This is a genomic window from Streptomyces sp. NPDC014727 (genome assembly GCF_043083485.1).
Lineage (GTDB): Bacteria > Actinomycetota > Actinomycetes > Streptomycetales > Streptomycetaceae > Streptomyces.
Genome location: NZ_JBIBYR010000039.1, coordinates 25,412 through 49,617 on the forward strand (window position 1 = coordinate 25,412; position 24,206 = coordinate 49,617).

General features: G+C 70.5%; 19 protein-coding genes and 1 pseudogene. 2 read left to right on the plus strand and 18 right to left on the minus strand.

The window, feature by feature from the left end:
- Positions 1-3: 3 nt before the first annotated feature.
- From ACF1B9_RS34795 to ACF1B9_RS34875, 17 genes are all read right to left on the minus strand, one after another.
- Positions 4-1,413, minus strand: a complete 1,410-nt coding sequence (locus ACF1B9_RS34795; protein WP_391746512.1) for an alkaline phosphatase family protein — start codon at positions 1,411-1,413, stop codon at positions 4-6.
- Positions 1,410-2,585 (minus strand): metabolite traffic protein EboE, encoded by a 1,176-nt coding sequence (eboE, locus tag ACF1B9_RS34800; protein WP_391746511.1) that lies wholly within the window; start codon positions 2,583-2,585, stop codon positions 1,410-1,412. Before eboE ends, ACF1B9_RS34795 begins: the two co-directional genes overlap by 4 nt.
- 3 nt (positions 2,586-2,588) lie before the next feature.
- Positions 2,589-3,437 (minus strand): TatD family hydrolase, encoded by an 849-nt coding sequence (locus ACF1B9_RS34805; protein WP_391746510.1) that lies wholly within the window; start codon positions 3,435-3,437, stop codon positions 2,589-2,591.
- Positions 3,437-4,102, minus strand: a complete 666-nt coding sequence (locus ACF1B9_RS34810) for an EboA domain-containing protein (RefSeq protein WP_391746509.1) — start codon at positions 4,100-4,102, stop codon at positions 3,437-3,439. Before ACF1B9_RS34810 ends, ACF1B9_RS34805 begins: the two co-directional genes overlap by 1 nt.
- 22 nt (positions 4,103-4,124) lie before the next feature.
- Positions 4,125-4,982, minus strand: a complete 858-nt coding sequence (locus ACF1B9_RS34815) for a sugar phosphate isomerase/epimerase family protein (RefSeq protein ID WP_391746508.1) — start codon at positions 4,980-4,982, stop codon at positions 4,125-4,127.
- Complete coding sequence (locus ACF1B9_RS34820) at positions 4,979-6,172, minus strand: SCO3242 family prenyltransferase (RefSeq protein ID WP_391746507.1); 1,194 nt, start codon at positions 6,170-6,172, stop codon at positions 4,979-4,981. The genes ACF1B9_RS34815 and ACF1B9_RS34820 overlap by 4 nt, the downstream gene beginning before the upstream one ends.
- Positions 6,169-7,287: an inositol-3-phosphate synthase gene (locus ACF1B9_RS34825; RefSeq protein ID WP_391746506.1), complete on the minus strand. Its 1,119-nt coding sequence runs from the start codon at positions 7,285-7,287 to the stop codon at positions 6,169-6,171. The genes ACF1B9_RS34820 and ACF1B9_RS34825 overlap by 4 nt, the downstream gene beginning before the upstream one ends.
- 151 nt (positions 7,288-7,438) lie before the next feature.
- A complete protein-coding gene (locus tag ACF1B9_RS34830) occupies positions 7,439-11,167 on the minus strand; it encodes a ThuA domain-containing protein (RefSeq protein WP_391746505.1) in 3,729 nt (1,242 codons plus the stop codon).
- Between the two features lie 352 nt (positions 11,168-11,519).
- Complete coding sequence (locus ACF1B9_RS34835) at positions 11,520-12,524, minus strand: sugar phosphate isomerase/epimerase family protein (protein ID WP_391746504.1); 1,005 nt, start codon at positions 12,522-12,524, stop codon at positions 11,520-11,522.
- Between the two features lie 12 nt (positions 12,525-12,536).
- Positions 12,537-13,775 carry a Gfo/Idh/MocA family protein gene (locus tag ACF1B9_RS34840; RefSeq protein ID WP_391746503.1) on the minus strand — a complete coding sequence of 413 codons (1,239 nt, stop codon included), beginning with the start codon at positions 13,773-13,775 and terminating at the stop codon, positions 12,537-12,539.
- A 68-nt stretch (positions 13,776-13,843) separates the two neighbouring features.
- Complete coding sequence (locus ACF1B9_RS34845) at positions 13,844-14,881, minus strand: substrate-binding domain-containing protein (protein ID WP_391746502.1); 1,038 nt, start codon at positions 14,879-14,881, stop codon at positions 13,844-13,846.
- A 130-nt stretch (positions 14,882-15,011) separates the two neighbouring features.
- Positions 15,012-16,046: an ABC transporter permease gene (locus tag ACF1B9_RS34850; RefSeq protein ID WP_391746501.1), complete on the minus strand. Its 1,035-nt coding sequence runs from the start codon at positions 16,044-16,046 to the stop codon at positions 15,012-15,014.
- A gap of 102 nt (positions 16,047-16,148) precedes the next feature.
- On the minus strand, positions 16,149-17,675 hold the full coding sequence (locus ACF1B9_RS34855) for a sugar ABC transporter ATP-binding protein (protein WP_391746500.1): 1,527 nt from the start codon (positions 17,673-17,675) through the stop codon (positions 16,149-16,151).
- Between the two features lie 215 nt (positions 17,676-17,890).
- Positions 17,891-19,072, minus strand: a complete 1,182-nt coding sequence (locus ACF1B9_RS34860) for an ROK family protein (RefSeq protein ID WP_391746499.1) — start codon at positions 19,070-19,072, stop codon at positions 17,891-17,893.
- Between the two features lie 200 nt (positions 19,073-19,272).
- Positions 19,273-19,938 carry an NUDIX domain-containing protein gene (locus ACF1B9_RS34865; RefSeq protein WP_391746498.1) on the minus strand — a complete coding sequence of 222 codons (666 nt, stop codon included), beginning with the start codon at positions 19,936-19,938 and terminating at the stop codon, positions 19,273-19,275.
- 30 nt (positions 19,939-19,968) lie between these two features.
- Entirely contained in the window at positions 19,969-20,754 is a 786-nt protein-coding gene (locus ACF1B9_RS34870; RefSeq protein ID WP_391746497.1) for a DeoR/GlpR family DNA-binding transcription regulator, read from the minus strand.
- A 107-nt stretch (positions 20,755-20,861) separates the two neighbouring features.
- Positions 20,862-21,812 carry a beta-ketoacyl-ACP synthase III gene (locus tag ACF1B9_RS34875; protein ID WP_391746496.1) on the minus strand — a complete coding sequence of 317 codons (951 nt, stop codon included), beginning with the start codon at positions 21,810-21,812 and terminating at the stop codon, positions 20,862-20,864.
- A gap of 173 nt (positions 21,813-21,985) precedes the next feature.
- Here ACF1B9_RS34875 and ACF1B9_RS34880 point away from each other — a divergent pair.
- Both ACF1B9_RS34880 and fdhD read left to right on the plus strand, forming a co-directional pair.
- Positions 21,986-22,161, plus strand: a pseudogene (locus tag ACF1B9_RS34880) (Fe-S-binding domain-containing protein); the annotation flags it as partial.
- 10 nt (positions 22,162-22,171) lie between these two features.
- Complete coding sequence (gene fdhD, locus ACF1B9_RS34885) at positions 22,172-23,020, plus strand: formate dehydrogenase accessory sulfurtransferase FdhD (RefSeq protein ID WP_391746495.1); 849 nt, start codon at positions 22,172-22,174, stop codon at positions 23,018-23,020.
- Positions 23,021-23,142: 122 nt separating this feature from the next.
- On the opposite strand, the gene ACF1B9_RS34890 is transcribed toward fdhD, so the two are convergent.
- Positions 23,143-24,186 carry a bile acid:sodium symporter family protein gene (locus ACF1B9_RS34890; RefSeq protein ID WP_391746494.1) on the minus strand — a complete coding sequence of 348 codons (1,044 nt, stop codon included), beginning with the start codon at positions 24,184-24,186 and terminating at the stop codon, positions 23,143-23,145.
- Between the last annotated feature and the right edge of the window lie 20 nt (positions 24,187-24,206).

Here is a 24,206-nt window from a genome sequence, read left to right on the forward strand (position 1 = left end):
ATCTCATGCGAGGCCGGCAAGCGTGAGGAGCAGGGACTTCACCTCGGTGGCCCGGACGGGTCCGGTGAACGCGTGGGGGGTGGAGCACAGGATGAGCGGCCCTTCGTCGTCGCTCGTGGGAAGGCGGCCGTGGCTGCCGCGAATGGGTGAGGGGTCCAGCGGGACGACCGCCATGCGGTAGCGCATCCCGAGCTTCTTACGGGCGACGGCCGCGGCGGCCTTGACCCGGACGTACGGGTCCTGGGGATCCAGGAACAGTTCGACCGGGTCGTAGCCGGGCTTGCGGTGGATCTCGACGAGCTGCGCGAAGTCGGGCGCGTGGGCGTCGTCGAGCCAGTAGTAGTACGTGAACCAGGCATCCGGGTCCGCGACGGCGACCAGTTCGCCTGAGCGCGGATGGTCCAGGCCGTGGGCCTTCTTGCCCTCGTCGTCGAGGAGCTGCTCGATGCCGGGGAGGTCCCGGAGGGCATCGCGCGTGGCTTCGAGGTCCTCGGGACGGCGTACGTAGACATGGGCGAGCTGGTGGTCGGCGACGGCGAAGGCACGGGAGGCCATCGCATCGAGGTACTCCATGCCGTCCTGGGTGTGGACCTCCAGGAGGCCGGCGCGGCGCAGGGCCCGGTTGATGTCGACGGGCCGGTCGACGCGGGTGATGCCGTACTCGGAGAGGGCGACGACGGTGCGGCCTTCGCGGCGCGCGTCGTCCAGGAGGGGCGCCACGGCCCGGTCCAGGTCGGCCGCGGCCCGGTACGAGCGGGGGTCGTCGGGGCCGTAGCGCTGCAGGTCGTAGTCGAGGTGCGGGAGGTAGCACAGGGCCAGGTCGGGGTGGCGGGTGTCGAGAATGTGCCGGGTCGCGTCGATGATCCACTGCGAGGAGACCAGGTCGGCACCGGGGCCCCAGAAGTGGAACAGGGGGAAGGTGCCGAATTTCGCGGTGAGTTCGTCGTGCAGCGCGGGCGGCCGGGTGTAGCAGTCGGGTTCCTTGCGGCCGTCGGCGTAGTACACAGGACGGGGGGTGACGGTGATGTCGGTGTCGGCGCCCATCGCGTACCACCAGCAGATGTTGGCAACGGTGTAGCCGGGGTGGGCACGGCGGGCGGCGTCCCAGAGTTTGTCACCGGCGACCAGACCGTTGTGCTGGCGCCAGAGCAGCACGTCGCCGAGCTCGCGGAAGTACCAGCCGTTGGCGACGATCCCGTGCTCGGCGGGGGTGGTGCCGGTGAGGAAGGTGGACTGGGCGGCGCAGGTGACGGCGGGCAGCACGGTACCGAGGGGGGCGCGGGTGCCGGACCGCCCGAGTGCCTTGAGGTGCGGCATGTGGTCGAGGAGCTGCGGGGTGAGGCCGACGACGTCGAGGACGAGGAGGGGGGTGGGTGTCGCGTGCTGCCCGGCAGCAGGCCCGGCATGGGTCATGGGAGCTCCTTGAGACCGAGGTCGACCAGGAGGTCGCGGGCGAGGGTGAGTTCGGCGGCGATGCCGTCGGCGAGCTGGGGGCGGGTGCGGGGGCGCAGTGCGGCGGGCAGCGCCTGCCAGGTGTACGTCTCGACCTCCAGGTGCCTGGTGAGCGGCCGAGCGCCGCCGACCAGTCGGGTCAGCGTGGACCGGAGCACCAGAAGGGTGGAGCTGAGCGGCGGTGCGGGGGGTGCGTGCAGGGGGACGTGGAAGTGGGCGCGCCACGGGGCTCCGTCGGGCAGGGCCCGGCCGGTGACCGCCTCGTCGAGGTCGTCGGTTCCGCGCAGTCCGGCAGCGGTGCGCGTGCGGGTCTGGTGGAGGAACCGGGGTTCGGCGAAGGCGGCGAGCGCGGCGCGTACCTCGGGGAGGTGGGGGTGTTCGGCGTGCAGCGCGGCGGAGAGCTGTGCCTTGACGACCGGGACACCGGCGGCACCGAGTGCGTCGACGGCGGTGTCGGGGTCCTCGAAGGAGGTCGCGAGGTGGCAGGTGTCGATGCAGATGCCGATGCGCCGGTGTCCGACGGCGGTGAGCGGTGCGACGGCGTCGGCGGTGGTCTCGACCGTGCAGCCGGGCTCGGGTTCGAGGCCGATGCGGATGGACTTGCCGGTGAGCTCGGCCAGCGCGTCGAGGCGTTCCGCGAGGGTGGTGAGCGCGGTGTGTGCGAGGCCGGCGGCCTCGGCGTCGGAGTCGAACGGGGTGCGCCAGGCGATCGGGAGGGTGGAGATGGTTCCTTCGGTGACGTCGTCGGGGAGCAGCCCGGCCAGGAGGCGGGCGAGGTCGGTGGTGTGGGCGAGCCGCTCCGGGTCCGTCCAGTCCGGCTTGTACACCCGGTACTTGACCTCGTCGGCGCCGAAGCCCTCGTACGGGAAGCCGTTGAGGGTGACGACTTCCAGGCCGCGGCGGTCCAGTTCGGTGCGCAGGGAGCGCAGCTGGGACGGGTCGTTGATCAGGCTGCGGGCGGCGTCCCCGGCGAGCCACAGGCCGATGCCGAGCCGGTCGCGGCCGAGGCGCTTGCGGACCGGTTCGCAGTGGTCGCGCAGTTGGGTGCGGACCCCGTCGAGTGTCTCCGCCGGGTGGACATTGGTGCAGTACGAGAGGTGGACGGTGGAGCCGTCGGGGTGGCGGAAGCGCACGGCTCACTCCCCGCCGCGCAGGATGGAGTTGCCCTCGTGGAGTGGTTCCGGCGCGGTGATGTCGAGCTGGAGTCGGCCGCTCTGCCCGTAGAAGGCGACGGGGTTGCGCCAGAGCACTCGGTCGACGTCGTCCGCGTCGAACCCGGCGGCGAGCATCGCGTCGCCCACCTTGCGGGTCTTGAGCGGGTCGCTCCTGCCCCAGTCGGCGGCCGAGTTGACCAGGATCTTCTCGGTGCCGTGGGTTTTGAGGACCGCGATCATGCGGTCCTCGTCCATCTTGGTGTCGGGGTAGATGGAGAAGCCGGCCCAGCAGCCGCTGTCGATGGCGTCCTTCACGGTCGTCTCGTTGAGGTGATCGAGCAGGACCCGTTCCGGGGGGAGGTGGGATTCGCGGATCACGTCGAGGGTGCGGTGCAGACCGGCGAGCTTGTCGCGGTGCGGGGTGTGCACGAGCGCGGGCAGGCCGTGGTCGGCGGCGAGCTGGAGCTGGGCGGCCAGGGCGGTGTCCTCGGCCGGGGTCATGGAGTCGTAGCCGATTTCACCGACGGCGACGACGGAGTCCTTGACGAGATAGCGCGGCAGGGCGTCCAGGACCGGGGTGCAGCGCGGATCGTTCGCCTCCTTGGGGTTGAGGGCGAGCGTGCAGTGGTGGGCGATGCCGTACTGGGCGGCGCGGAAGGGCTCCCAGCCGAGCAGGGCGTCGAAGTAGTCGAAGAAGCTCGCGGGCGAGGTGCGGGGCTGGCCGAGCCAGAAGGAGGGTTCCACGAGGGCGCGGACGCCCGCGTCGAACATCGCCTGGTAGTCGTCCGTGGTGCGGGAGGTCATGTGGATGTGGGGGTCGAAGATGCGCATCAGGACTCCTCCGTGGGGGCGGCAGGGCCGGGGGTGGTGAGGTCGAGAACGCGGGTGAGACCGGCGGGGACGTCGCGGTTCGCCGCAATGCGTTCGGCCGCGAAGTCGCCCAGCATGCGGGCGAGTTCGGCGTCGCCGCGGGAGCGCCGCGCCAGTTGGTCGACGGCGTCGACGGGGACGCCGGTGAAGAGGCATTTGAGAATGGCGTGGCGCCAGTTGTGTGCGTCGAGATGGGCGGCGGCGTACGGTCCGACGGCCGCGGCGACGAGCCGGGTGTCATTGGTGCGCAGTGCGTCCTCGACGAGCGGGAGGGCGGTGGGGCCGAGGTCGAGCCGATGCAGGGCGAGCAGGACGGCGCGCCGTTCGGCGGCGGTGCCCTGCTCGTACAGCCGGGTCAGGGCCGGCAGCGCGGCGCGGGCCTCGATGAGCAGGAGGACCCGTACGGAGTCGGCGTGTTCGAGTCCGCAGTGGCGGCCGGCGGCGGCGTAGCGCAGTTCCCACGGCGGTACGGCGTACGGGCCGCCTGGCCGTTCGGTGGCCTCGTGGGCGGCGGCGTGCTCGGCTTCCGCGAAGGCCTCGTCGAGCCAGGCACGCGCGGCTCCGCCGAGCTGTGCGTCGAGTTCCTCGCGGGTCAGCAGCGGGGCGGTCGTCGGGGTCATCGGCATGGCGTTGCTCCCTTCGGCGGTTTCAGCGGCTCGACGGGCTGTGCTTGCGGAGGAACTCGATCGAGGTGCGGGCGAGTTCGGGACCGGCGTGGGAGTGCCGGGGCAGTTCGACGACGGCGAGGCCGCGATAGCCGGTGTCCGGCAGGGCGTCGAGCGCTTCGAGAACGGGCGGGAAGTCGATCTCGCCCTCTCCGAACGGGAGGTGTTCATGGACACCCCGACGCATGTCCTCGATCTGGACGTGCCGCAGCCAGGGAGCGGCGTCGCGGACGCAGTCGACGGGCGCGGCCGGTTCCAGGCACTGGCAGTGGCCGATGTCGAGGGTGAGCCCGAGAGGCGGTGGATCGCCGCTGAGGACGCGCAGGTGGTGGAAGTCGGCGAGGGTGGCGAGGAGGTGTCCGGGTTCGGGTTCGATCGCCAGCGGGATGCCGACGCGGTCGGCGGCGTCCAGAACGGGCGCGAGGGAGTCGGTGAGCCGCTGCCACGCGGTGTCGGGGGTGGTGTCCGGTGGGGTGATGCCGCTGAAGCAGTGCACGGCGTGGGCGCCGAGATCGGCGGCGACGCCGACGGCGCGGACGAGCAGCCGCGTGCGGGCGGCGCGGGCCTCCGGGTCCGGGTCGAGGAGGGACGGGCCGTGTTTGCGGCGGGGGTCGAGGACGTAGCGGGCGCCGGTCTCGACGGTGACGCCCAGGCCCAGCTCCCGGAGCCTGGAGGCCACCTGGCGGGTGCGGGCGGCGAGATCCGGGGCGAGGGGGTCGAGGTGCATGTGGTCGAGCGTCAGGCCGACCCCGTCGTACCCGAGATCGGCGAGGAGTCCGAGGGCGTCGTCCAGGCGGAGGTCGGTGAGCCCGTTGGTGCCGTAGCCGAAGCGGATCGTCATGTGGGGCTCACCTTCCGGGCGAGAGTGCGGGCGAGTGGGACCAGTCCCATGACGGCGAGCCCTGTTCCGGCTGCTCCCGCGCGGGCGGCCAGAGCCGCCTGGAGCGGGATCATGGCCCGGATGCCGCCGCCGACGGCGCGCTGGGTGAGCGGTGGGGACGGGTTGAGGGCGGCGTGGAGGAGGGGTCCGGCGGCGGTGCGGAAGTAGGCGCCGGTGAGGGCGGTGAGAAGGAGGCGGGGGGCGGTGGTGACGCCGGGCGTCGGCGACGGGTCCGACCGGTACGCCCTTTCCTTTCCGCCGCAGCGCGTGTCCCGGGTCGCGGCCCCGGAGCCGCGCGGTCCATGTTGCTCGCGCAGGGCGGCGGCTCCGAGTGCGGCCGTGGCCGCGAGCGCGGCCAGGGGGGTGAGGGTGGATCCGCCCTGCGCCTCGTGGCGGGAGACGGCGGTGACGGCGTACGTGTGGGCCCCGAGCAGGCCGGCCGCCGGGAGCGCGCCGAGAACGGAACCACGCGCAGCGCCACCCGCGGCGGAGGCCGGACCGGAACCGGAGGCCGGAATCACGGCCGCGCCCGAACACGATCCGGAGCCCGAACGCGAGACCGGAACCGGAAGCGAGCCGAAGGGCGGAACCCGGCCCGAGGCCGAGAGCGATTCCCGTCCCGGATCCCGTCCCGAACCCCGCCCCCGTCCCGAACCCGCACGCGAGCCCCGGTCAGGGCCCTGCCCCGCCGTCCCGGTCGTCACCGCCCCGGTGGCGGTGGCGCCGAGCAGCAGGTCCAGGCCTCGCGCCGCCGCCATCGCCGCCGGTCCCGCCGGGGTGTGCTTGAGGCGGAGGTCGTACGCCCAGACCGTCGCCGCCAGTCCCGCGGCAACCGCGAGGGCGGGGCGGCCCGCACGGGCGGCGAGGCCCAGGCCCGCGGCCGTCAGCGCGCCCGCCGCCGCGAGGGCCGCGCCGGGAGAGATCCGTCCCGAGGGGATCGGGCGGTGCGGGCGGTCGACGGCGTCCTCGTCGCGGTCGGCCCAGTCGTTGAGCGCCATGCCCGCCTCGTACAGACAGAGCGAGGCGCCGACGGCGAGCGCGGTACCGCGGTCGGGACGCAGGCCCGTCGCCGCCGCCCCCGCCAGCGCGTCCCCGGGGACGGTGAACAGCGCCGACACCCGCAGCAGTTCCGCCCAGGCTCGTAGCGTCACTTCTCCCCCCGCAGCGTCTCGGCGAAGGCGAGCAGGGCCGTGTACTGCTCGAAGAGCGCGGCCGGCCCGCCGTCCGGATCCTTGAAGTAGAAGCCGAGCTGGGGCAGCGGGCCGGTCAGTCCCTTCTCGTGGGCTCGGGCGACCAGTCTGGCCAGGTCGAGGACCAGCGGTGCGGCCAGTGCGGAGTCGCAGCCCTGCCAGGTCGTCTGGAGGACCATGCGTGCCCCGAGGAATCCGTCGAACGCGATGTGGTCCCAGGCCGTCTTCCAGTCGCCGAGTGCCGGCACGTCGTCGATGTGGACCTCGCCCTCGGGCGCGGTTCCCAGCGTGTCGGCGAGGACGCGTTCCTTGCCCGCGTTCTTGGCCGCGGCCGCGCCCGGGTCGGCCAGTGCCGCTCCGTCGCCGCCTCCCAGCAGGTTGGTGCCGGACCAGGCCCGTACGGGCAGGGCCCGTTGCACGAACATCGGGGCGAGCACGGAGCGCAGCAGCGTCTGGCCGGTCTTGCCGTCGCGGCCCGCGTGAGGAAGTCCGCAGGCCGCGACGGTGTCCTGAAGGGCGGGGGTGCGCAGCCCGGTGGAGGGGGTGAAGTTGATGTACGGGCAACCGGCCCGCAGCGCCGCCGCGGCGTACAGCGAGCTGGCGGGCAGCCGCCGGTCGCCGGGGGCCGGGACGGGTTCGGTGGAGGCGACATTGACCACGACCGTCCTGGCCAGGCCGTGGCGCTGTCCGAAGTCGGCGAGGTCGGCGGCGAAGGCGGTGATGAGCGCCTCGTCGTCGCGGGTGTCGCCGGGCAGCGGTCCGCCGGGCCGGATCTCGGCGTCGGCGGCGTCGAGTTCGGAGCGTACGGCGGCGGGAAGGCCGTACGGCAGGACTCCTCCGGCGGCCAGCGCCTCGGCACGTTTGGGCAGCGGGCAGCCGACGGTGTCGTGCCCGCCGAAGACCAGTGAGGTGAGGGCGGGCAGTTGGCCGGCCACGAACGGCGGGGTCTCGGTGACCATGCCTGCCGCCGGATGGAGCCCCGCCGCGACCGCCGCGCACCCCGCCGTGGCGGTGGTGGCGACGGAGCCGCGTGCTCCGATGAACCAGACTCCGGTGCGAACGGCGGGTGCTGTCACTGGCTGCCTCCCTGGCTGGGGATCCTGGCTGGGCAGAGCGGGTGGCGCTGTGCGCCGGGGGAACGGGATGGACGAGGGGCTTGGTCTCGCGTGGTGACGGCGGGCGGGGAGGACGGACCTTCCCCGCCCGCCGTCGGCCGGATGCACCGCCCTACGCGGAGGGCAGCTCCTTCAACTGGATGTTGCGGAAGGACACATGGTCATCGGCACCGTGGTTCTGCAGGCCGATGTATCCGTTCTTCAGGCTCCGTACCGGATCGGTGTTGGTGAAGTCGTTGATCTTCACTCCGTTGAGGAAGACCTGGAGACGTTCGCCCTGGACCTTGATCTCGTAGCTGTTCCACTGGCCGGGCGGCCGCAGGGCCTGGTCGCGGGCCTTGATGTTCGCCGCCTTGAAGGTGTAGATCGAGCCCGTGGTGCGGTCGGGTGCGTCGGTGGCGTCGATCTGGACCTCGTAGCCGTTGTTCACCGCGGACCAGGGGTCGTCGGACTCCGGGAAGCCGACGAAGACACCGGAGTTGTCGTCGCCCTCCATCTTCCAGTCGAGCTTGAGCGAGTACGCCCCGAGCTCCTTGGCCTGGTAGGTGAGCAGACCCATGCCACCCACGGAGCGCAGTTCACCGTCGACGATGTCGAACTTTCCGGGGCCGGCCTGCTTCCACCCTTCGAGCGTCTTGCCGTTGAAGATGGACCGGTAGCCGGTGTCGGGCTTGCAGTCGGCCTTCACCTGGCCGGCCGCGTACCGCAGGCCACCGAGCAGGAGTTGACGGAAGGCCGGTTCGGCGTACGACTCCTTGGTGTGGCCGAGTCCGGTGTAGAAGGAGCGGCCGCCCTGGTAGCTCTGGCACCAGGTGATCGGGTGATCACCCTTCATGGTGCCGCCGGTGTAGGTCGTCTCGTCGAGTGTGGCGAGGACCTTGGCCTGACCGCGCGGGTTGGTGCGGTAGTTGTACCACTCGTCGGTGCGGTTCCACTCGTCGTCGAGGTGGGCGGTCGCCGGGTGCTTGTGGTCCTCGACGCGGACGGTGGCGGGCTGGATCGCGGGGTGCGAGGAGAAGTACGCGCCGACGAGTCCGCCGTAGAACTGCCAGTCGTACTCGGTGTCCGCCGCCGCGTGGACGCCCATGTAGCCGCCGCCGTTGGCCACGTAGTTCTCGAACGCCTTCTGCTGATCGGCGTCGAGCACGTCGCCGGTCGTCGACAGGAAGACCACGGCGTCGTACCGCGCCAGGTTCGCGGTGGTGAACTGGCGGGCCTCCTCCGTCGCGTCGACGGTGATGTCGCTGCCCTTGCCGAGCTCCTTCAGCGCGGCGATGCCGTCGGGGATCGCGTCATGGCGGAAGCCGGCCGTCTTCGAGAAGACCAGGACCCGCTTGGCGGTCTTGCCGGCGGTGCTGTGGGTGAGTTCGAAGTCATCGACGTCGTACAGCGCTCCGTCGCCTCCCTTGAAGACGAGGAAGAGCTCGGTGGCCTTCTTGGGAACGTTCCGCAACGATACGTCGACGTCCTGGAAATTCTCCCAGCCGCCGGTCACCGGCACCGGGGTCGAGCCCAGGAGCGTACCCGTCGCCGAGCCTGCCCGGACTTCCAGGATGCCTCCGCTGCCACCGGATGCGATGCGGGCGGTGAGCTTGTTGGAGTCGCCGAGGATGTACGGCTTGAAGGAGATCCAGTCGTCGTTGTGGATGTCGCCGACGGTCTTGCCGCCGTTGGCGGTCGCCTTGTCGTAGACCTTGATCCCCGACGAGGCGCTGAAGTGCTCGGCCTGGCGGTGCCGCGGCTGGAGCTGGGCCTGGTCGTGACCGGACAGGGATGCCTGGCCGCCACCTCCGCCGTCCGTGTAGGAGGCGTCGATGACCCCGAAGATGTTGGCGTTCGGGTCGTGGCCGCCGTCGACGGCTGTCTTGATCGTGCCGGAGCAGCCGTTGACGGTGGTGATCGGGTGGCCGTGGCTGTCGTGGCCGAGGACGAAGCGGACCTCGACCTTGGAGCAGTCGATCGTGCCGTCCTCGGGATCGGTGACGGTGACCTTGAACGGGACGTCGTCGCCGAAGCTGAACAGCTGCCCGTCACCGGGGAGTTTCAGCTCCACCTTCGGCGCGGTGTTGCCGACCGTGACGTGGACACTCGCCGAGGCGGTCCGACCGGTCGGGTCCTTGGCGGTGACGGTCGCCGTGTAGGTGCCGTTCTTCTTGTACGTGTAGCTGGGGTTGGCGGCCGTCGAGGTGCCGCCGTCACCGAAGTTCCAGGCGTACGTCAGCAGATCGCCGTCGGGGTCGACGGTGCCCTGCGAGGAGAAGTTCACCTTGAGCGGTGCCGTGCCGGAGGTCTTGTCGGACGATGCCACCGCGTTGGGAGAGCGCCCGCCGGTGGCGTTCTCGATGCGGTAGAGGGCGGAGTTCTCGTCGCCACCGAACCAGCTGGTGCCGTAGTCGAGTACGTACAGCGCCCCGTCGGGTCCGAAGGCCATGTCCATCACCTGGGTCCCGGTCCACGGGACGGGGTTGATGGACTGGACGGTGCCGTCGGCGTCGTGCTTGATGGCCTTGATCCAGCGCCGGCCGAACTCTCCGGCGAAGAACTGCCCGTCGTAGGACTCGGGGAACTTCACGGGCGAGTCGAGGTCGGCGTCGTAGTGGTAGACGGGTCCGCCCATCGGTGACTCGGATCCGGTGCCGAACTCGGGTACGGATCCGCCGTCGTAGGGAATCCAGGCGGGCTGGGCGGGCGGGAGGTCGACGAGACCGGTGTTGTGCGGAGAGGTGTTCTTCGGGGCGGCGCAGTCGAAGGACGCGCCGGACGTCTTCGTCGCGAAGTCGTAGTCGACGTACGCGTCGTTGTTCCCGGTGCAGAACGGCCAGCCGAAGTTGCCCGGCTCGGTCACCCGGGCGAACTCGACCTGGCCCGACGGGCCCCGCTTGGGATCGGCCGCGCCCGCGTCGGGCCCGTAGTCGCCGACGTAGAGGATGCCGGTGGCCTTGTCGACGGAGAACCGGAACGGGTTGCGGAAGCCCATCGCGTAGATCTCGGGTCGGGTCTTGTCCGTACCGGGTGCGAAGAGGTTTCCGTCGGGGATGGTGTACGAGCCGTCGTCGGCGACCTTGATCCGGAGGATCTTGCCGCGCAGGTCGTTGGTGTTGCCCGCGCTGCGCCGGGCGTCGAACGCCGGGTTGCGGTCGGGGCGCTGGTCGATCGGGGTGTAGCCGTCGGAGGCGAACGGGTTGGTGTCGTCACCGGTCGACAGGTACAGGTTGCCCTGGGCGTCGAAGTCGATGTCGCCGCCGACGTGGCAGCACATGCCGCGCGAGGTCGGGATGTCGAGGATCTTCTTCTCGCTGGCGTTGTCGAGAGTGCCGTCGTCCTTCAGGACGAAGCGCGACAGGCGGTTCACGCCGTCGAACTTGGCGAAGTCGGCGGCCGTGCCGTTCTCGGGGGCGTCTCCGGACGGGGTGTCCAGCGGGGGCGCGTAGTAGAGGTAGATGGCCCGGTTCCTACTGAAGTCGGGGTCGATGGCGACGCCCTGGAGCCCCTCCTCGTCGTGCGAGTACACGGGGACGGACCCCACCACGCGGGTGTTCCCACCGCTGTCGGTGAGACGCAGCTCGCCGGTGCGCGAGGTGTGCAGCACGCTGCGGTCGGGAAGGACGGCGAGGGTCATGGGCTCGCCGGTCTCGGCTGCGCCCTTGGCGAGGGTGACCTGCTGGAATTCCTCCGCCGCCGCGTCGGTGGCGGCCGGCGAGGACGGTCCCGTCGCGGCCGCTCCGGGCGAGGCGCCCAGAGCGAGGGTCGCCGCCGCGAGCAGGCCGCTGGTGAGCAGCGCGAGGGATGTGCGGGCGCGGAGCCGCGTTCGGTTCCTGCTTCTGGCTCTTGTTCTGTGCACGTGTGTCCTCCGGAGAGTGCCGGTTGTACGGGGCGGGTGCTGCCGTGCCGTTCTGCGCGGGGACTGCCGCGCAGGTCATATGGGGCCGAGGGGCGCCTGTGACCCAGGTCATGTCATGTACACGTTGTGGACGGTAGACCTGTTCGTCCGGGACGGAAAGCCCTTGCGCAACGGTCGTGTCGAACTTTTTCCTGCGCCAGGACAAAGTGGGATGAGGGCAGGACTGAGCACGGGGCGGCCGCGAGCTCCCGCTCCCGGCCCACCCCTCCCGAACCGGCGCTCGGCCGGATTCGGACTCCTGCGACGACGGCGCAGGAGCCGGGCGCGGGGGCAGCACCCCCGGACGGACCCCTCAGTTCCCACCCCCGAACGCCGCGTCGAAGGACGCCGACGGCGGCTCGAAGTCGTACCGCTTCAGCGTGGCAAGCGCTTCCGGCGCGCCCGCCAGCCGGTCCATGCCCGCGTCCTCCCACTCCACGGACACCGGCCCCTCGTACGCGATGGACCGGAGCATCCGGAAGACGTCCTCCCAGGGCACGTCGCCGTGTCCGGCGGAGACGAAGTCCCAGCCGCGCCTCGGGTCGCCCCACGGCAGGTGGGAACCGAGACGACCGTTCCGGCCGTCCAGGCGCCTGCGTGCCTCCTTGCAGTCCACGTGGTAGATCCGGTCCCGGAAGTCGTACAGGAAGTTGACCGGGTCGAGGTCCTGCCAGACGAAGTGGCTCGGGTCGAAGTTCAGCCCGAATGCCGCCCGGTGGCCGACGGCCTCCAGCGCGCGGTGCGTGGTCCAGTAGTCGTACGCGATCTCGCTCGGGTGGACCTCGTGGGCGAACCGCACGCCCTCCGCGTCGAAGACGTCCAGGATCGGGTTCCAGCGTTCGGCGAAGTCCTCGTAGCCCCGCTCGATCATGTGCGGCGGGACCGGCGGGAACATCGCGACCAGGTGCCAGATCGAGGATCCGGTGAATCCGATGACGGTGCGCACCCCGAAGGCGGCGGCCGCGCGGGCGGTGTTCTTGATCTCCTCGGCCGCCCGGCGACGTACCCCTTCGGGGTCGCCGTCGCCCCAGATCCGCGCGGGCAGTATCCCCTGGTGCCGTTCGTCGATCGGGTTGTCGCAGACGGCCTGGCCGACGAGGTGGTTGGAGATCGCCCAGCACTTCAGCCCGTACTTGTCGAGCAGCTGCCGCCGCCCGTCCAGATAGGCGGGGTCGGACAGCGCCTTGTCGACCTCGAAGTGGTCGCCCCAGCAGGCGAGTTCGAGCCCGTCGTAGCCGAAGTCCCGGGCGAGCCGGCAGACCTCCTCCAGCGGCAGGTCGGCCCACTGACCGGTGAAGAGTGTGAAGGGACGGGGCATGCGCGGGACCTCCTAGAGGACTACGGGGGTGTGTACGGAGTTCTTCTCGGCGCTCTCCTCCACCGCGGCGAGCACCCGTTGCACCTGCAGGCCGTCGGCGAACGACGGTGCGGGGGCGGTCCCTTCGGCGATCGTCCGCACGAGGTCACGGGCCTGGTGGACGAAGGTGTGCTCGTAACCGAGGGCGTGACCCGGCGGCCACCACGCCTCCAGGTAGGGGTGCTGGGGCTCGGTGACGAGGATGCGCCGGAACCCCGCCGTGGTGGCGGACTCGGTCTGGTCGTGGAAGGACAGCTCGTTGAGCCGTTCCAGATCGAAGGCGAGCGAGCCGCGCTCCCCGTTGATCTCCAGCCGCAGTGCGTTCTTCCGTCCGGCCGCCATCCGGGTCGCTTCGAACGAGGCCAGCGCCCCGGACGCGAGCCGGCCGGTGAACAGCGCCGCGTCGTCGACGGTCACCGCGCCCCGCGCGCCCCGGTCCGCGGCTCCGGAGAGCCCGGCCGAGGGCCCGGCGAGCACCGGCCGTTCACGCACGAACGTCTCGCTGATCGCGGACACCCCGACCAGCGGCTCCCCCGCCAGGAACTGGGCGAGGTCCACGATGTGCGCCCCCAGGTCGCCGAGCGCTCCCGAGCCCGCGTGTTCCCGCTTCAGCCGCCAGGTGAGCGGTGATTCGGGATCGACGAGCCAGTCCTGGAGATAGGTGGCGCGGACATGTCGCAGGGTGCCGATCCGGCCGTCGGCGATCAGCTGCCTGGCGTAGGTGATCGCGGGCACCCTGCGGTAGTTGAAGCCCACCATCGCGACCTGGCCGCGGACCGCCGCGCGCTCCGCGGCCTCGACCATGGCCTCGGCCTCGGCGACCGTGTTGGCGAGCGGCTTCTCGCACAGCACGTGCTTGCCGGCCTCCAGGGCGGCGATGGCGATCTCGGCATGGCTGTCGCCGGGGGTGCAGATGTCGACGAGCTGTACGTCCTCCCGGTCGATCAGGGCCCGCCAGTCGGTCTCCGCCGCCGCCCAGCCATGGCGGGCCGCGGCCGCGTCGACCGCTGCCCGGTCGCGTCCGCAGATCGCGGCGAGAACCGGTTTCACGGGCAGTTCGAAGACGTGTCCCGCGGTGCGCCAGCCCTGTGAGTGGGCGGCGCCCATGAACGCGTATCCGACCATGCCTACTCCGAGCACCGGCATACTCGTCGTCGGCCGGTCCGTCGGCGGCGCTGCGGCCTCCTGATCCGTATCTTCCCTACGGGCCATCCGGGCTTCCTCCTCGTCGGTCGTTCGATGGGGGCGGCAGGAGGGTCAGCACCCTCCCGCGGGGCGGATCAGCTGAAGCCCGTCGGCAGGTACTGGTCGATGTTCTCCTTGGTGACCACGGCCGAGTAGAGGGTGAGATTGGTCGGGATCTCCAGCTCGGCCAGGCCGCCGAGGCCCTTGCCCTGCCCGAGGGCGCGGGCCAGGTCGATGGCGGACGCGGCCATCGTCGGCGGGTAGAGGACAGTGGCCTTCAGCACACTGTTGTCGGCCTTGATGGCGTCCATCGCGGACTTGGCCCCGGCGCCGCCGACCATCAGGAACTCGTCGCGGCCCGCCTGCTGGATGGCGCGCAGCGCGCCCACACCCTGGTCGTCGTCGTGGTTCCACAGGGCATCGAACTTCTTCTGCGCCTGCAGCAGCTGGGCCATCTTGGCCTGGCCCGACTCGACGGTGAAGTCGGCGGCCTGACGTGCCACCAGTTCGACGTTGGGGTAGTTCTTCAACGCGTCGGCGAAGCCCTGGCTGCGCTGCTTGGTGAGCTCCAGGTTGTCGATGCCGGCCAGCTCGACGACCTTGGCGTCCGCCGTGTCCTTGAGCTGCTCGCCGATGTACGTACCGGCGTTGAGACCCATGCCGTAGTTGTCGCCGCCGACCCAGCAGCGGTAGGCCTGCGGGGAAGCGAAGATCCGGTCCAGATTGATGACGGGGATGCCGGCCCGCATGGCCTCCAGGCCGACCTGGGTCAGTGCCTTGCCGTCGGCGGGAAGGATGACGAGGACGTCGACCTTCTTGTTGATGAGGGTCTTGACCTGGCCGATCTGGGCGGCGGTGTCATTGGAGCCCTCGGTGGTCTCCAGTGTCACCTCGGAGTACTTCGCCGCCCGCGACTTGGCGTTCTCGTTGATGGCGTTGAGCCAGCCGTGGTCGGCCTGCGGGCCGGCGAAGCCGATGGTGATGGGCTTGCCGGGCTTGTCGTCGGCGGCGGGCTGATTGCTCTGCGCGGTCTCCGACTTCTTGGGCTCGTTGCTGGTGCAGGCGGTGAGCAGGGCGCCCGCGGAGACGGCCGCGGAGCCGAAGAGCAGTCGTCTGCGGCTGGTTTCTGGCATGGCTGTCAAACCCTTCATCCGATGCGTGACATGTCACAGGTGGCGTTCGGGGCGGTGGGTGGGTGGTGGGTGGGGCGGAGTGACGGGAAGCGGTGTGGGCCGGGTCGGTCCGGTCCTGATCCGCCGGGTCTCAGGTCTCCCCGTGCGCGGAGGTGCGGCGCTGGACGAGGACGGCGGCGACGATGATCGCGCCCTTGGCGATCTGCTGCACATCGCTCTGCAGATTGTTGAGCGCGAAGATGTTGGTGATGGTGGTGAAGACGAGGACGCCGAGTACGGAGCCGACGATCGTGCCGCGCCCACCGCTGAGCAGGGTCCCGCCGATGATCGCGGCGGCGATGGCGTCGAGCTCGTACAGATTGCCGTTGGTGTTCTGCCCCGAGCCGGACAGGACGATCAGCATGAACGCCGCGATGCCGCAGCACAGCCCGGAGAGCAGATAGAGGTAGAGCCGCTGCCGCCGTACGTCGATGCCGGCCAGCCTGGCCGCTTCCGCATTGCCGCCGACCGCGACCGTACGCCGTCCGAAGGTCGTGCGGTTCAGCACCAGCCAGCCGATGACGGTCACCGCGGCGAACATCATGACCAGGGGCGGGATGCCGAGGACGTAGGAGTCGGGCAGACCCAGGTCCAGTACCGACTGGACGGTGACGATCTGGGTCTTGCCGTCGGTGATCTGGAGGGCGAGCCCCCGGGCCGAGGCGAGCATGGCCAGCGTCGCGATGAACGGCACCATCCGGCCGTACGCGATGAGCAGTCCGTTCACCAGTCCGGCACCGAGTCCGACGATCACCGCGGTGAACAGGATTCCGGCGAAACCGTACTCCTGGGTGGCGAGCGTGGTCGCCCAGACGGAGGCGAGCGCGACCATCGCACCCACCGACAGGTCGATGCCGCCGCTGGTGATGACGAAGGTCATGCCGACGGTGACGACGCCGATGACGGAGGACTGGGTGAGGATCAGCTGGAGGTTTCCGGTGTCCAGGAACGCGTCGGGCTCGGTGAATCCGCCGACGACGATCAGTGCGGCGAGGACGCCGGCGAGGGAGACGTTGCGCACGTCCACGCGACCCATCAGCGAACGCCAGGTGCCGCCGACCGGCGGGTCATCTACGGGGGCGGACGGTTCAGCAGCCGGTCCGCTCGGGTGCAGCTTGCTCGGCACGAATAACTCCCGTCAAGTGATGATAATTTGTCCACCTGCCTTGAGGCAGCGGTCAGGGCTTGGCCGTCATGAGGCCGCCATGCGGCTGAGTGAGAAGCCCTCTCATTCCAGAGAGGGAGGAGTCACCACTAGGTCGAGTACGCGGTACTCGTCAATGCTGTGCGAGGGACCGGAATGCACAACCCGGCCCTCGCAAAGCACTACCACTCGGTCGGCCAGCCCCAGAACTTCCGGGATCTCGCTGGAGACGAGCAGGACGGCGAGGCCTTCGTCGGCCAGCCGTCGGATCACGGCGTAGAGCTCGGCGCGGGCGCCGACATCGACACCGCGGGTCGGTTCGTCCAGCAGCAGGACCCGGCAGCCCCGCAGCAGCCAGCGGGCCAGGACAGCCTTCTGCTGGTTGCCGCCGGAGAGCGTGCGGACGGGGGTGTCCGGGTTGTCGGGGCGCAACGAGAGTTCGCGGGTGGCGGCGCGCGCCGCCCGGCGCTCGGCCCCGCGGTCCATCCAGCCGGCGCGGGAGAAGCGCGACATCGAGGAGACGGAGACGTTACGGGTGACGGATTCGAGCATCAGCAGGGCTTGCGCCTTGCGTTCCTCGGGGGCGAGTCCGATCCCGGCGGCGACGGCCGCGCGTACGCTGCCGGGCCTGAGCGGTGTGCCGGCTACGGTGACATGTCCGGCGCTCGGCCTGCGGGCGCCGTAGACCGTCTCCAGGATCTCGGAGCGCCCCGATCCGACGAGTCCGGCCAGGCCGACGATCTCACCGGGCCGGAGTTCCAGGTCCACCGGGTCGAATTCCCCCTTCCTGGTCAGCCCCACGACTTTCAGTACCGGCTCCGTCGCCGCCGCTGCCGCGCTGTCCTTGGTGCGCGGCGGGAAGACGTACTCGACATTGCGACCGGTCATCATCGCAACGATGTCGCGCGTGGGTGTGGACTTGGCGGGCAGCCCCACGGCGACGGCGCGGCCGTCCTTGAGCACGGTCACCCGGTCGCCGATCCTGCGGATCTCCTCCAGGCGGTGCGAGATGTACACGACGGCCACCCCGTCGGCCGTGAGGGAGGTGACGATACGGAAGAGGTTGTCGACCTCGTCGGGGTCGAGTGCGGCGGACGGCTCGTCCATCACGATGAGCCGGACGTCGTGGGAGAGCGCCCGCGCCATGGAGACGATCTGCTGTTGCGCGGCGGACAGCTCACCGACGGCCCTGGCAGGGTCGATCTCCGGATGACCGAGACGTCTCAGCAGCGCGGCCGCCGCCGTGCGGCCCTCCCGGGTGCGGACGACGAAGCGGGCGGTGGTGGGTTCATGGCCGAGGAAGACGTTCTCGGCGACCGACAGGCCCTCGACCAGGTCGAGTTCCTGGTAGATGGTGGCGATGCCCAGGCGCATCGCGGCCATGGGCGATTTGAGCACGGCCGGTGCGCCGTGCCAGGTGATCTCGCCGCCGTCGGGCTGGTGGGCCCCGGCGAGCACCTTGATGAGAGTGGACTTGCCGGCGCCGTTCTGCCCGAGGAGACAGTGGACTTCGCCGGCCTGGACCTCCAGGTCCACGCCGTCGAGGGCGCGCACTCCGGGGAACGACTTGGTGATGCCGGACATGGTGAGCAGGGGTGGTTCTGGTGCCATGACGAATCCCCTCGGCGAGTGGGTCTCCCCTGCTCGAGCGCAGCCGAGAGCGTGGGGAAGGCCGGTGAGCGGGCAGGGCGGTACCAGGTGCGGTGGTGCGGGTGTTGTCGGTGTGCGGATGCTTGCGCGGGTGCGCTGGTGTGCGTGTTTCCGGTGTGCGAGTGCGTGCTTGCCGGGTGTGGTGGTGGGGCTGCCCAGGTGCTGCCGGCCCGGAGTCAGGCCGGTGAGAACAGGTGGTCGCTGATGAGCCGGGCGGCGCCGATCACTCCGGCGGCCGGTCCCAACTCGCCCAGAACGATGGGGAGATTGCCGGTGGCCAGCGGCAACGACTGCCGGTAGACCTGGGTCCGGACGCTGGCGAGGAGTGTGTGCCCGAGGCCGGTGACACCTCCGCCGATCACGACCAGGCCGGGATTGAAGAAGCTGACGAGTCCCGCGATGACCTGACCGACCCGGTTGCCGCCCTCGCGGATCAGGTCGAGCGAGGTGGCGTCACCGGCCGCCGCGGCGGCTGCCACATCGGCGGCGGTGAGCTTTCCGGACGTCTCCAGCCGGGCCGCGAGTTCCGCCGACTGCCCGGCACGCGCCGCGTCCTCGGCGTCACGGGCGAGCGCGGCACCGCTGAAATGGGCTTCCAGGCAGCCCCGGTTGCCGCAGGCGCAGGCGCGTCCTTCGGGTTCGACCTGGATGTGGCCGATGTCCCCGGCGCTGCCCGTCGTACCGCGGTGGACCTCGCCGCTCACGACGATGCCGCAGCCGATGCCCGTGCCGATCTTGACGCAGAGGAAGTCGCCCACGGAACGTGCGACGCCCGCGTGCTGCTCCCCCATCGCCATCAGGTTCACATCGTTGTCGACCATGACGGGGCAGCCCAGTTCCTGGCTGAGCGCCTCGCGGACCGGGAAGCCGTCCCAGCCGGGCATGATCGGCGGCGCGACCGGTACGCCTTCGGGGAAGCGGACCGGGCCGGGCACGCCGATGCCCGCGCCGTCGAAGCCCTCGGCGAGTCCGGAGGCACGCAGCTTGGCGGCCATCGCCAGCACCTGCTCGAAGACGGCGACGGGGCCTTCGCGTACGTCCATGGGGTGGTTGAGGTGACCCAGGACCTCCAACTCGGCGTTGGTGACAGCCACATCGACGGATGTGGCACCGATGTCGACGCCGAGGAAGCGCAGTTGCGGAGCGAGCCGGATGTTGTGCGAGCGACGCCCGCCGCGGGATGCGGCGAGCCCGTCGGCCACGACAAGTCCGGTCTCCAGCAGCCGGTCGACCTCGACGGCGAGCTTGGAGCGGGAGAGATCCACCTGATCCCCCAGCTGTGCCCGTGAGTTGGGCCCGCCGTCGCGCAACAGCCGGAGCAGTCGCGCCTGATGCGCATTCGCGGGTCGTGCCGTCATACGTCTCACGCGCCCCTCCCCGCCACATCGGCCTGTCCGTCGGGCTTTCGAGGGGAACGTAGCAGCGGTTGCCGGGAGTGGGAAGAAGTTGCGCAGGAATCCGCTACAACTTTCTCCACACCGAGGACAAAGCCGTTCGACTGAATCACGGGCCCGATGCCGTCGCGGGCTCCCGACCGGCGGCGCGTGCGGGTCGGGGGTCAGCGCTGTCGGTACGGGCCGTCCAGGGCCGCCCACTGGAGCAACATGATGGTCTTGGCATCGGCGATGGCACCGCTGCGGACCATGGAGAGGGCCTCGTCGAAGGGGAGTTCCACCGTTTCGATGTCCTCGCCCTCGGCCGCGACCCCGTGCCCGTACCCGCCGGCGGTGTCGGCCGTCGAACGGTAGGGGGCGGCGAAGAAGTGCAGGCGTTCGGTGACCGAGCCGGGGCTCATATAGACGTCGAAGACGTGCTCGGGAGTGCCGACGAGGTGTCCGGTCTCCTCGGCCGCTTCCCTGCGGATGGCTTCCTCCGGGCTGTCGCCGTCGAGCAGCCCGGCGGCGGTCTCGATCAGCATCCCGTCGTGGTGCCCGTTGACGTAGGCGGGCAGCCGGAACTGACGGGTCAGCAGAACGGTGCGACGACCGGGGTGGTAGAGCAGAATCGTGGCTCCGTCGCCCCGGTCGTATGTCTCGCGCTGTTCCCGGCTCCAATGGCCGTCGCTGTGCTGATAGTCGAAGGTCGTCCTGCGCAGCACATACCAGTCGCAGGACAGCACCTCCACATCACTGATGCGCACCCGCGGATTGCCGGTCAGGTCGCGGCCATGCCGGTCCAGACCGGTGCGTCCGCGGCGGTCGGGGGTGTCCAGGCCTGCGGTCATGATGTGCACTCCTCGTGGTGGATCCGGCGCTCAGGCCAGGACGGTGCGCACGCCCGCATCGCGCAGGGCGGACAGCGTCAGCGGGCCATTGGGGTGGGTGGCGGCGTCCTGGGCCGCACTGTCGGTGACGAACACGTCCACCGCCCCCACGGCGGCGACCTGACTGAACGCGCGCACGCCGAGTTTGGTCGCGTCGGCGACGGCGACGGTCCGGTCCGACTGCGCGAGCGCGGCCTGCTTGACGGCCGCGTCGTCCAGCGAGAACTCCGACCAGCCGTACTCGGCGTGCACCCCGCCGATGGACAGTACGAAGCAGTCGAAGGCCAGCGCCTCGATGGCACGCAGGGCCAGCGGCCCGACCAGCGACTGTTCACCGGGGCGGGACCGGCCGCCGATGATCAACAGCTCGATCCCGGGCCGGTCCGCCAGGCGGACCGCGGCCTGAAGACTGACCACCGCCACCGTCAGGGGAGCCCGTTCGGCCAGGTGCTCGGCGACGTGCACGGTGGTGGTGCCCGCATCGAGAAGCACCCGCGATCCCGGCTCCACCATCGCGGCCACGGCCGCACCGAGCCGGTCCTTCGTCGCGGCCTGCCACGGCTCACGGGCGGAGAAGCCCGCGCCCTCCTCCCGCGCACGCGTGGCGACCGCACCGCCGTACACCCTGCGCACCAGTCCCTGCCGCTCCAGCGCGCCGAGATCACGGCGGACGGTCATTTCGGAGACCCCCAGGCGATGGGAGAGCTCCGACACGGAAACCCGGTCGGAGCCCTGCACCAATCGCAGGGTCAGGTCCAGACGATTGGCGACACCCATGCCTCATTTCTAACACATCGATGTTCGATCGAACACTTGAGTGTGAGAATGACCCGACGGCGCGGCGCAATTACTTATCGTTTACGGTCCACCGAGCACAACGCCCCTCAGGGGCAGCGGATGACCTGACCCGCGTACGAGAGATTCCCGCCGAAGCCGAACAGCAGCACCGGCGCACCACTGTGCACCTCGCCGCGCTCGACCAGCTTGGACAGGGCCATCGGGATCGAGGCCGCGGACGTATTGCCGGAGTCCACGACATCCCGGGCAATGACCGCGTTGACCGCGCCGATCTTCCTGGCGACCGGCTCGATGATCCTCAGGTTGGCCTGGTGCAGCACCACCGCGGCCAGATCCTCGGGGGCGACACCGGCCTTCTCGCACACCTTGCGGGCGATCGGCGGCAACTGCGTGGTGGCCCAGCGGTACACGGACTGTCCCTCCTGCGCGAATCGCGAGGGCGTCCCTTCGATCCGCACCGCGTTCCCCATCTCCGGCACCGAACCCCACAGAACAGGTCCGATCCCGGGCAGGTCCCCACCGCCCGGGTCCGCGACGACGACCGCCGCGCCGGCCCCGTCACCGAGCAGCACACAGGTGCTGCGATCGGTCCAGTCGGCGATGTCCGCCATCTTGTCGGCGCCGATGACGAGGACGCGGTCGGCCGCGCCCGCCCGGATCGCATGGTCGGCGGTGGCGAGGGCGTGGGTGAACCCGGAGCAGACCACATTGATGTCCATCACCGCGGGGGATCCCATACCGAGGCGGGCGGCGACCCGCGCCGACATGCTCGGCGAACGGTCGATCGCGGTGGAGGTGGCGACGAGAACCAGATCGACCTCGGCGGGCTGCAGCCCCGCCGAGGCGAGCGCCTTGGCCCCCGCGTGCGCGGCCATCTCGTCCACCGGCTCGTCAGGACCTCCGACGTGTCGGGTCTTGATGCCGACGCGGCTGGTGATCCACTCGTCACTGGTGTCGACCATGGCCGCCAGATCGTCGTTGGTGAGCACCCGGGCGGGCTGATAGTGGCCGAGCGCCACGACACGCGAGCCGGTCATGTACAGGATCTCCTCGCTACATAGGGCAGGAACCATCCAGTCTTGGTCGCTACCGCCCGGTACAGGGGCACGTGATCCCACAGGAATCACCGCCGCTCATTGGAGGCTTGGCATGAAAGCATTCTGTAGACAATTCTGGCGACTTGGGATCGTGCGCTGCCCCCACCGCCTGGTCCCGGACCCGGGCCACCACGGTCGGCGCGTACTGCGGCGTCGGCTGCAATGTCACACTCCACGTGCGGGACAATGAGCTCGCCGAGCTCACCTCACCGCACGACAATCAGGGGTGACCCGCGGCAACCTCTGCATCCAGGGCCGTTTCGGCTTCCGATACCACGTACAGAATCGGGTTCACCGCTATGGGACGGGTCACCGAGCGTCGACGCACCATTCGCATCCGGGACGGGAAGGTCTCGACGCGCCCCGACACCCTCGTCGCCGAGGAACCCCTGGAGATCCGCCTGAACGGCAAGCCGCTCGCCATCACGATGCGGACGCCGGGCGACGACTTCGCACTGGCGGCGGGCTTCCTGGTGAGCGAGGGCGTGATCGGCGACGGATCCGAGGTGCAGCAGATCGTCTACTGCGCCGGGGCCACGGCGGACGGCGTCAACACGTACAACGTGGTGGATGTGAGACTCGCCCCCGGTGTCGCGATCCCCGACATCACGCTCGAACGCAATGTGTACACCACGTCGTCCTGCGGGCTGTGCGGCAAGGCGAGCCTCGACGCGGTGCGCACCACGACCCGGCATCCCATCGCCGACACTCCCCCGGTCCGGGTGGAGCCCGCCCTGCTCGCCGCCCTCCCCGACCGGCTGCGCGCCGCCCAGCGGGTCTTCGACCGGACGGGGGGTCTGCACGCGGCGGCGTTGTTCTCCGAGACGGGTGAGCTGCTCGACGTCCGGGAGGACGTCGGCCGGCACAACGCGGTCGACAAGCTGGTGGGCCGCGCCCTGACGGACGGTCGGCTGCCGCTGTCCCGCACGATTCTGCTGGTGTCGGGACGGGCCTCTTTCGAGCTGGCCCAGAAGGCGGTGATGGCCGGGATCCCCGTGCTCGCGGCGGTCTCGGCACCGTCGTCCCTCGCCGTCGACCTGGCGGCCGAGACCGGACTGACCCTGGTCGGTTTTCTGCGGGGTCCTTCCATGAACGTGTACGCGGGCGAGGAGCGCGTCGCCCTGGAGACGACGGCCGGCCGGGGCTGAGGCTCCCCGCCCGTCCGCACGGATCCGGGTGCCGGCCGGCGCAGAGCACTCCCCGCGCCGGCCGGGCCCGTCCCGTGGCGTGCACATCCGCGACGGGGACCGGACGCGTCCCCGGGGCGGTTTCAGCCCATCGCCGCGGACTCCTCCGTCGCCGGACCACTCGTCCGCGCCGCCCTGCCCGGGTTCTCCTCCAGCGGATCGCGCGAGCGGCGCTTGGCGATCACCGCGCACACCATGAGCTGCATCTGATGGAAGAGCATCAGCGGCAGCACGGCGAGGGACGCCTGCGCCCCGAACAGGACGCTGGCCATCGGGAGCCCGGAGGCCAGGCTCTTCTTCGAACCGGCGAACTGGATGGCGATCCGGTCCTCCCGGTCGAAGCCGAGCCGCTTCGCCCCGTACCAGGTCAGGATGAGCATCAACGCGAGCAGCACCGCCTCGGCAGCGAGCAGCGCCCCGAGCCGGGCCGGGGTGACCTGGTGCCAGATGCCCGCGACCATGCCCTCGCTGAACGCCGTGTAGACGACGAGCAGGATCGAGCCCCGGTCGACACGGCCGAGGACTTTCTTGTGACGGGTGAGGAAGCCACCGATCCAGCGGCGCAGCAACTGCCCCGCGACGAACGGCAGCAGCAGTTGCACCCCGATCTTCAACAGCGCGTCCGCCGAGAATCCGCCGCCGCTGTTGCCGAGCAGCGCGGCCGCGAGCAGCGGAGTGAGGAAGATTCCGGCGATCGAGGAGAAGGAGCCCGCACAGATCGCCGCCGGCACATTGCCACGGGCGATCGAGGTGAAGGCGATCGAGGACTGGATGGTCGAGGGAACGAGGCAGAGAAAGAGGAAGCCGCTGTGGAGCTGCGGCGTCAGGACGTACGGCACCAGCCCCCTGCCCGCCAGGCCGAGGAGCGGAAATGCCACGAAGGTGCAGACCAGGACGGTGAGATGGAGCCGCCAGTGCTTGAGGCCGTCGAGCGCCTCGGCGGTGGAGAGGCGGGCGCCGTACAGGAAGAAGAGAAGAGCGACCGCTCCGGTCGAGGCGCCGCCCGCCACATCCGCGGCGGTCCCCGACGCGGGCAGAGCCGCGGCGAGCACGACCGTGCCGATCAGCGCCAGGATGTACGGGTCGATCGGCAGCCAGGTCGGCAGCTTCAAGGTGCGGCGGCTCATGTGCTCCACAGGTTCTGTCT

Coding starts and splice junctions, on each gene's coding strand:
- ACF1B9_RS34855 (WP_391746500.1), bottom strand. CDS start 17,675: ATGGCACCAGAACCACCCCTGCTCACCATGTCCGGCATCACCAAGTCG.
- ACF1B9_RS34860 (WP_391746499.1), bottom strand. CDS start 19,072: ATGACGGCACGACCCGCGAATGCGCATCAGGCGCGACTGCTCCGGCTG.
- ACF1B9_RS34810 (WP_391746509.1), bottom strand. CDS start 4,102: ATGCCGATGACCCCGACGACCGCCCCGCTGCTGACCCGCGAGGAACTC.
- ACF1B9_RS34835 (WP_391746504.1), bottom strand. CDS start 12,524: ATGCCCCGTCCCTTCACACTCTTCACCGGTCAGTGGGCCGACCTGCCG.
- ACF1B9_RS34840 (WP_391746503.1), bottom strand. CDS start 13,775: ATGGCCCGTAGGGAAGATACGGATCAGGAGGCCGCAGCGCCGCCGACG.
- ACF1B9_RS34865 (WP_391746498.1), bottom strand. CDS start 19,938: ATGACCGCAGGCCTGGACACCCCCGACCGCCGCGGACGCACCGGTCTG.
- ACF1B9_RS34845 (WP_391746502.1), bottom strand. CDS start 14,881: ATGCCAGAAACCAGCCGCAGACGACTGCTCTTCGGCTCCGCGGCCGTC.
- ACF1B9_RS34805 (WP_391746510.1), bottom strand. CDS start 3,437: ATGCGCATCTTCGACCCCCACATCCACATGACCTCCCGCACCACGGAC.
- ACF1B9_RS34870 (WP_391746497.1), bottom strand. CDS start 20,754: ATGGGTGTCGCCAATCGTCTGGACCTGACCCTGCGATTGGTGCAGGGC.
- ACF1B9_RS34890 (WP_391746494.1), bottom strand. CDS start 24,186: ATGAGCCGCCGCACCTTGAAGCTGCCGACCTGGCTGCCGATCGACCCG.
- fdhD (WP_391746495.1), top strand. CDS start 22,172: ATGGGACGGGTCACCGAGCGTCGACGCACCATTCGCATCCGGGACGGG.
- ACF1B9_RS34795 (WP_391746512.1), bottom strand. CDS start 1,413: ATGACCCATGCCGGGCCTGCTGCCGGGCAGCACGCGACACCCACCCCC.
- ACF1B9_RS34815 (WP_391746508.1), bottom strand. CDS start 4,982: ATGACGATCCGCTTCGGCTACGGCACCAACGGGCTCACCGACCTCCGC.
- ACF1B9_RS34875 (WP_391746496.1), bottom strand. CDS start 21,812: ATGACCGGCTCGCGTGTCGTGGCGCTCGGCCACTATCAGCCCGCCCGG.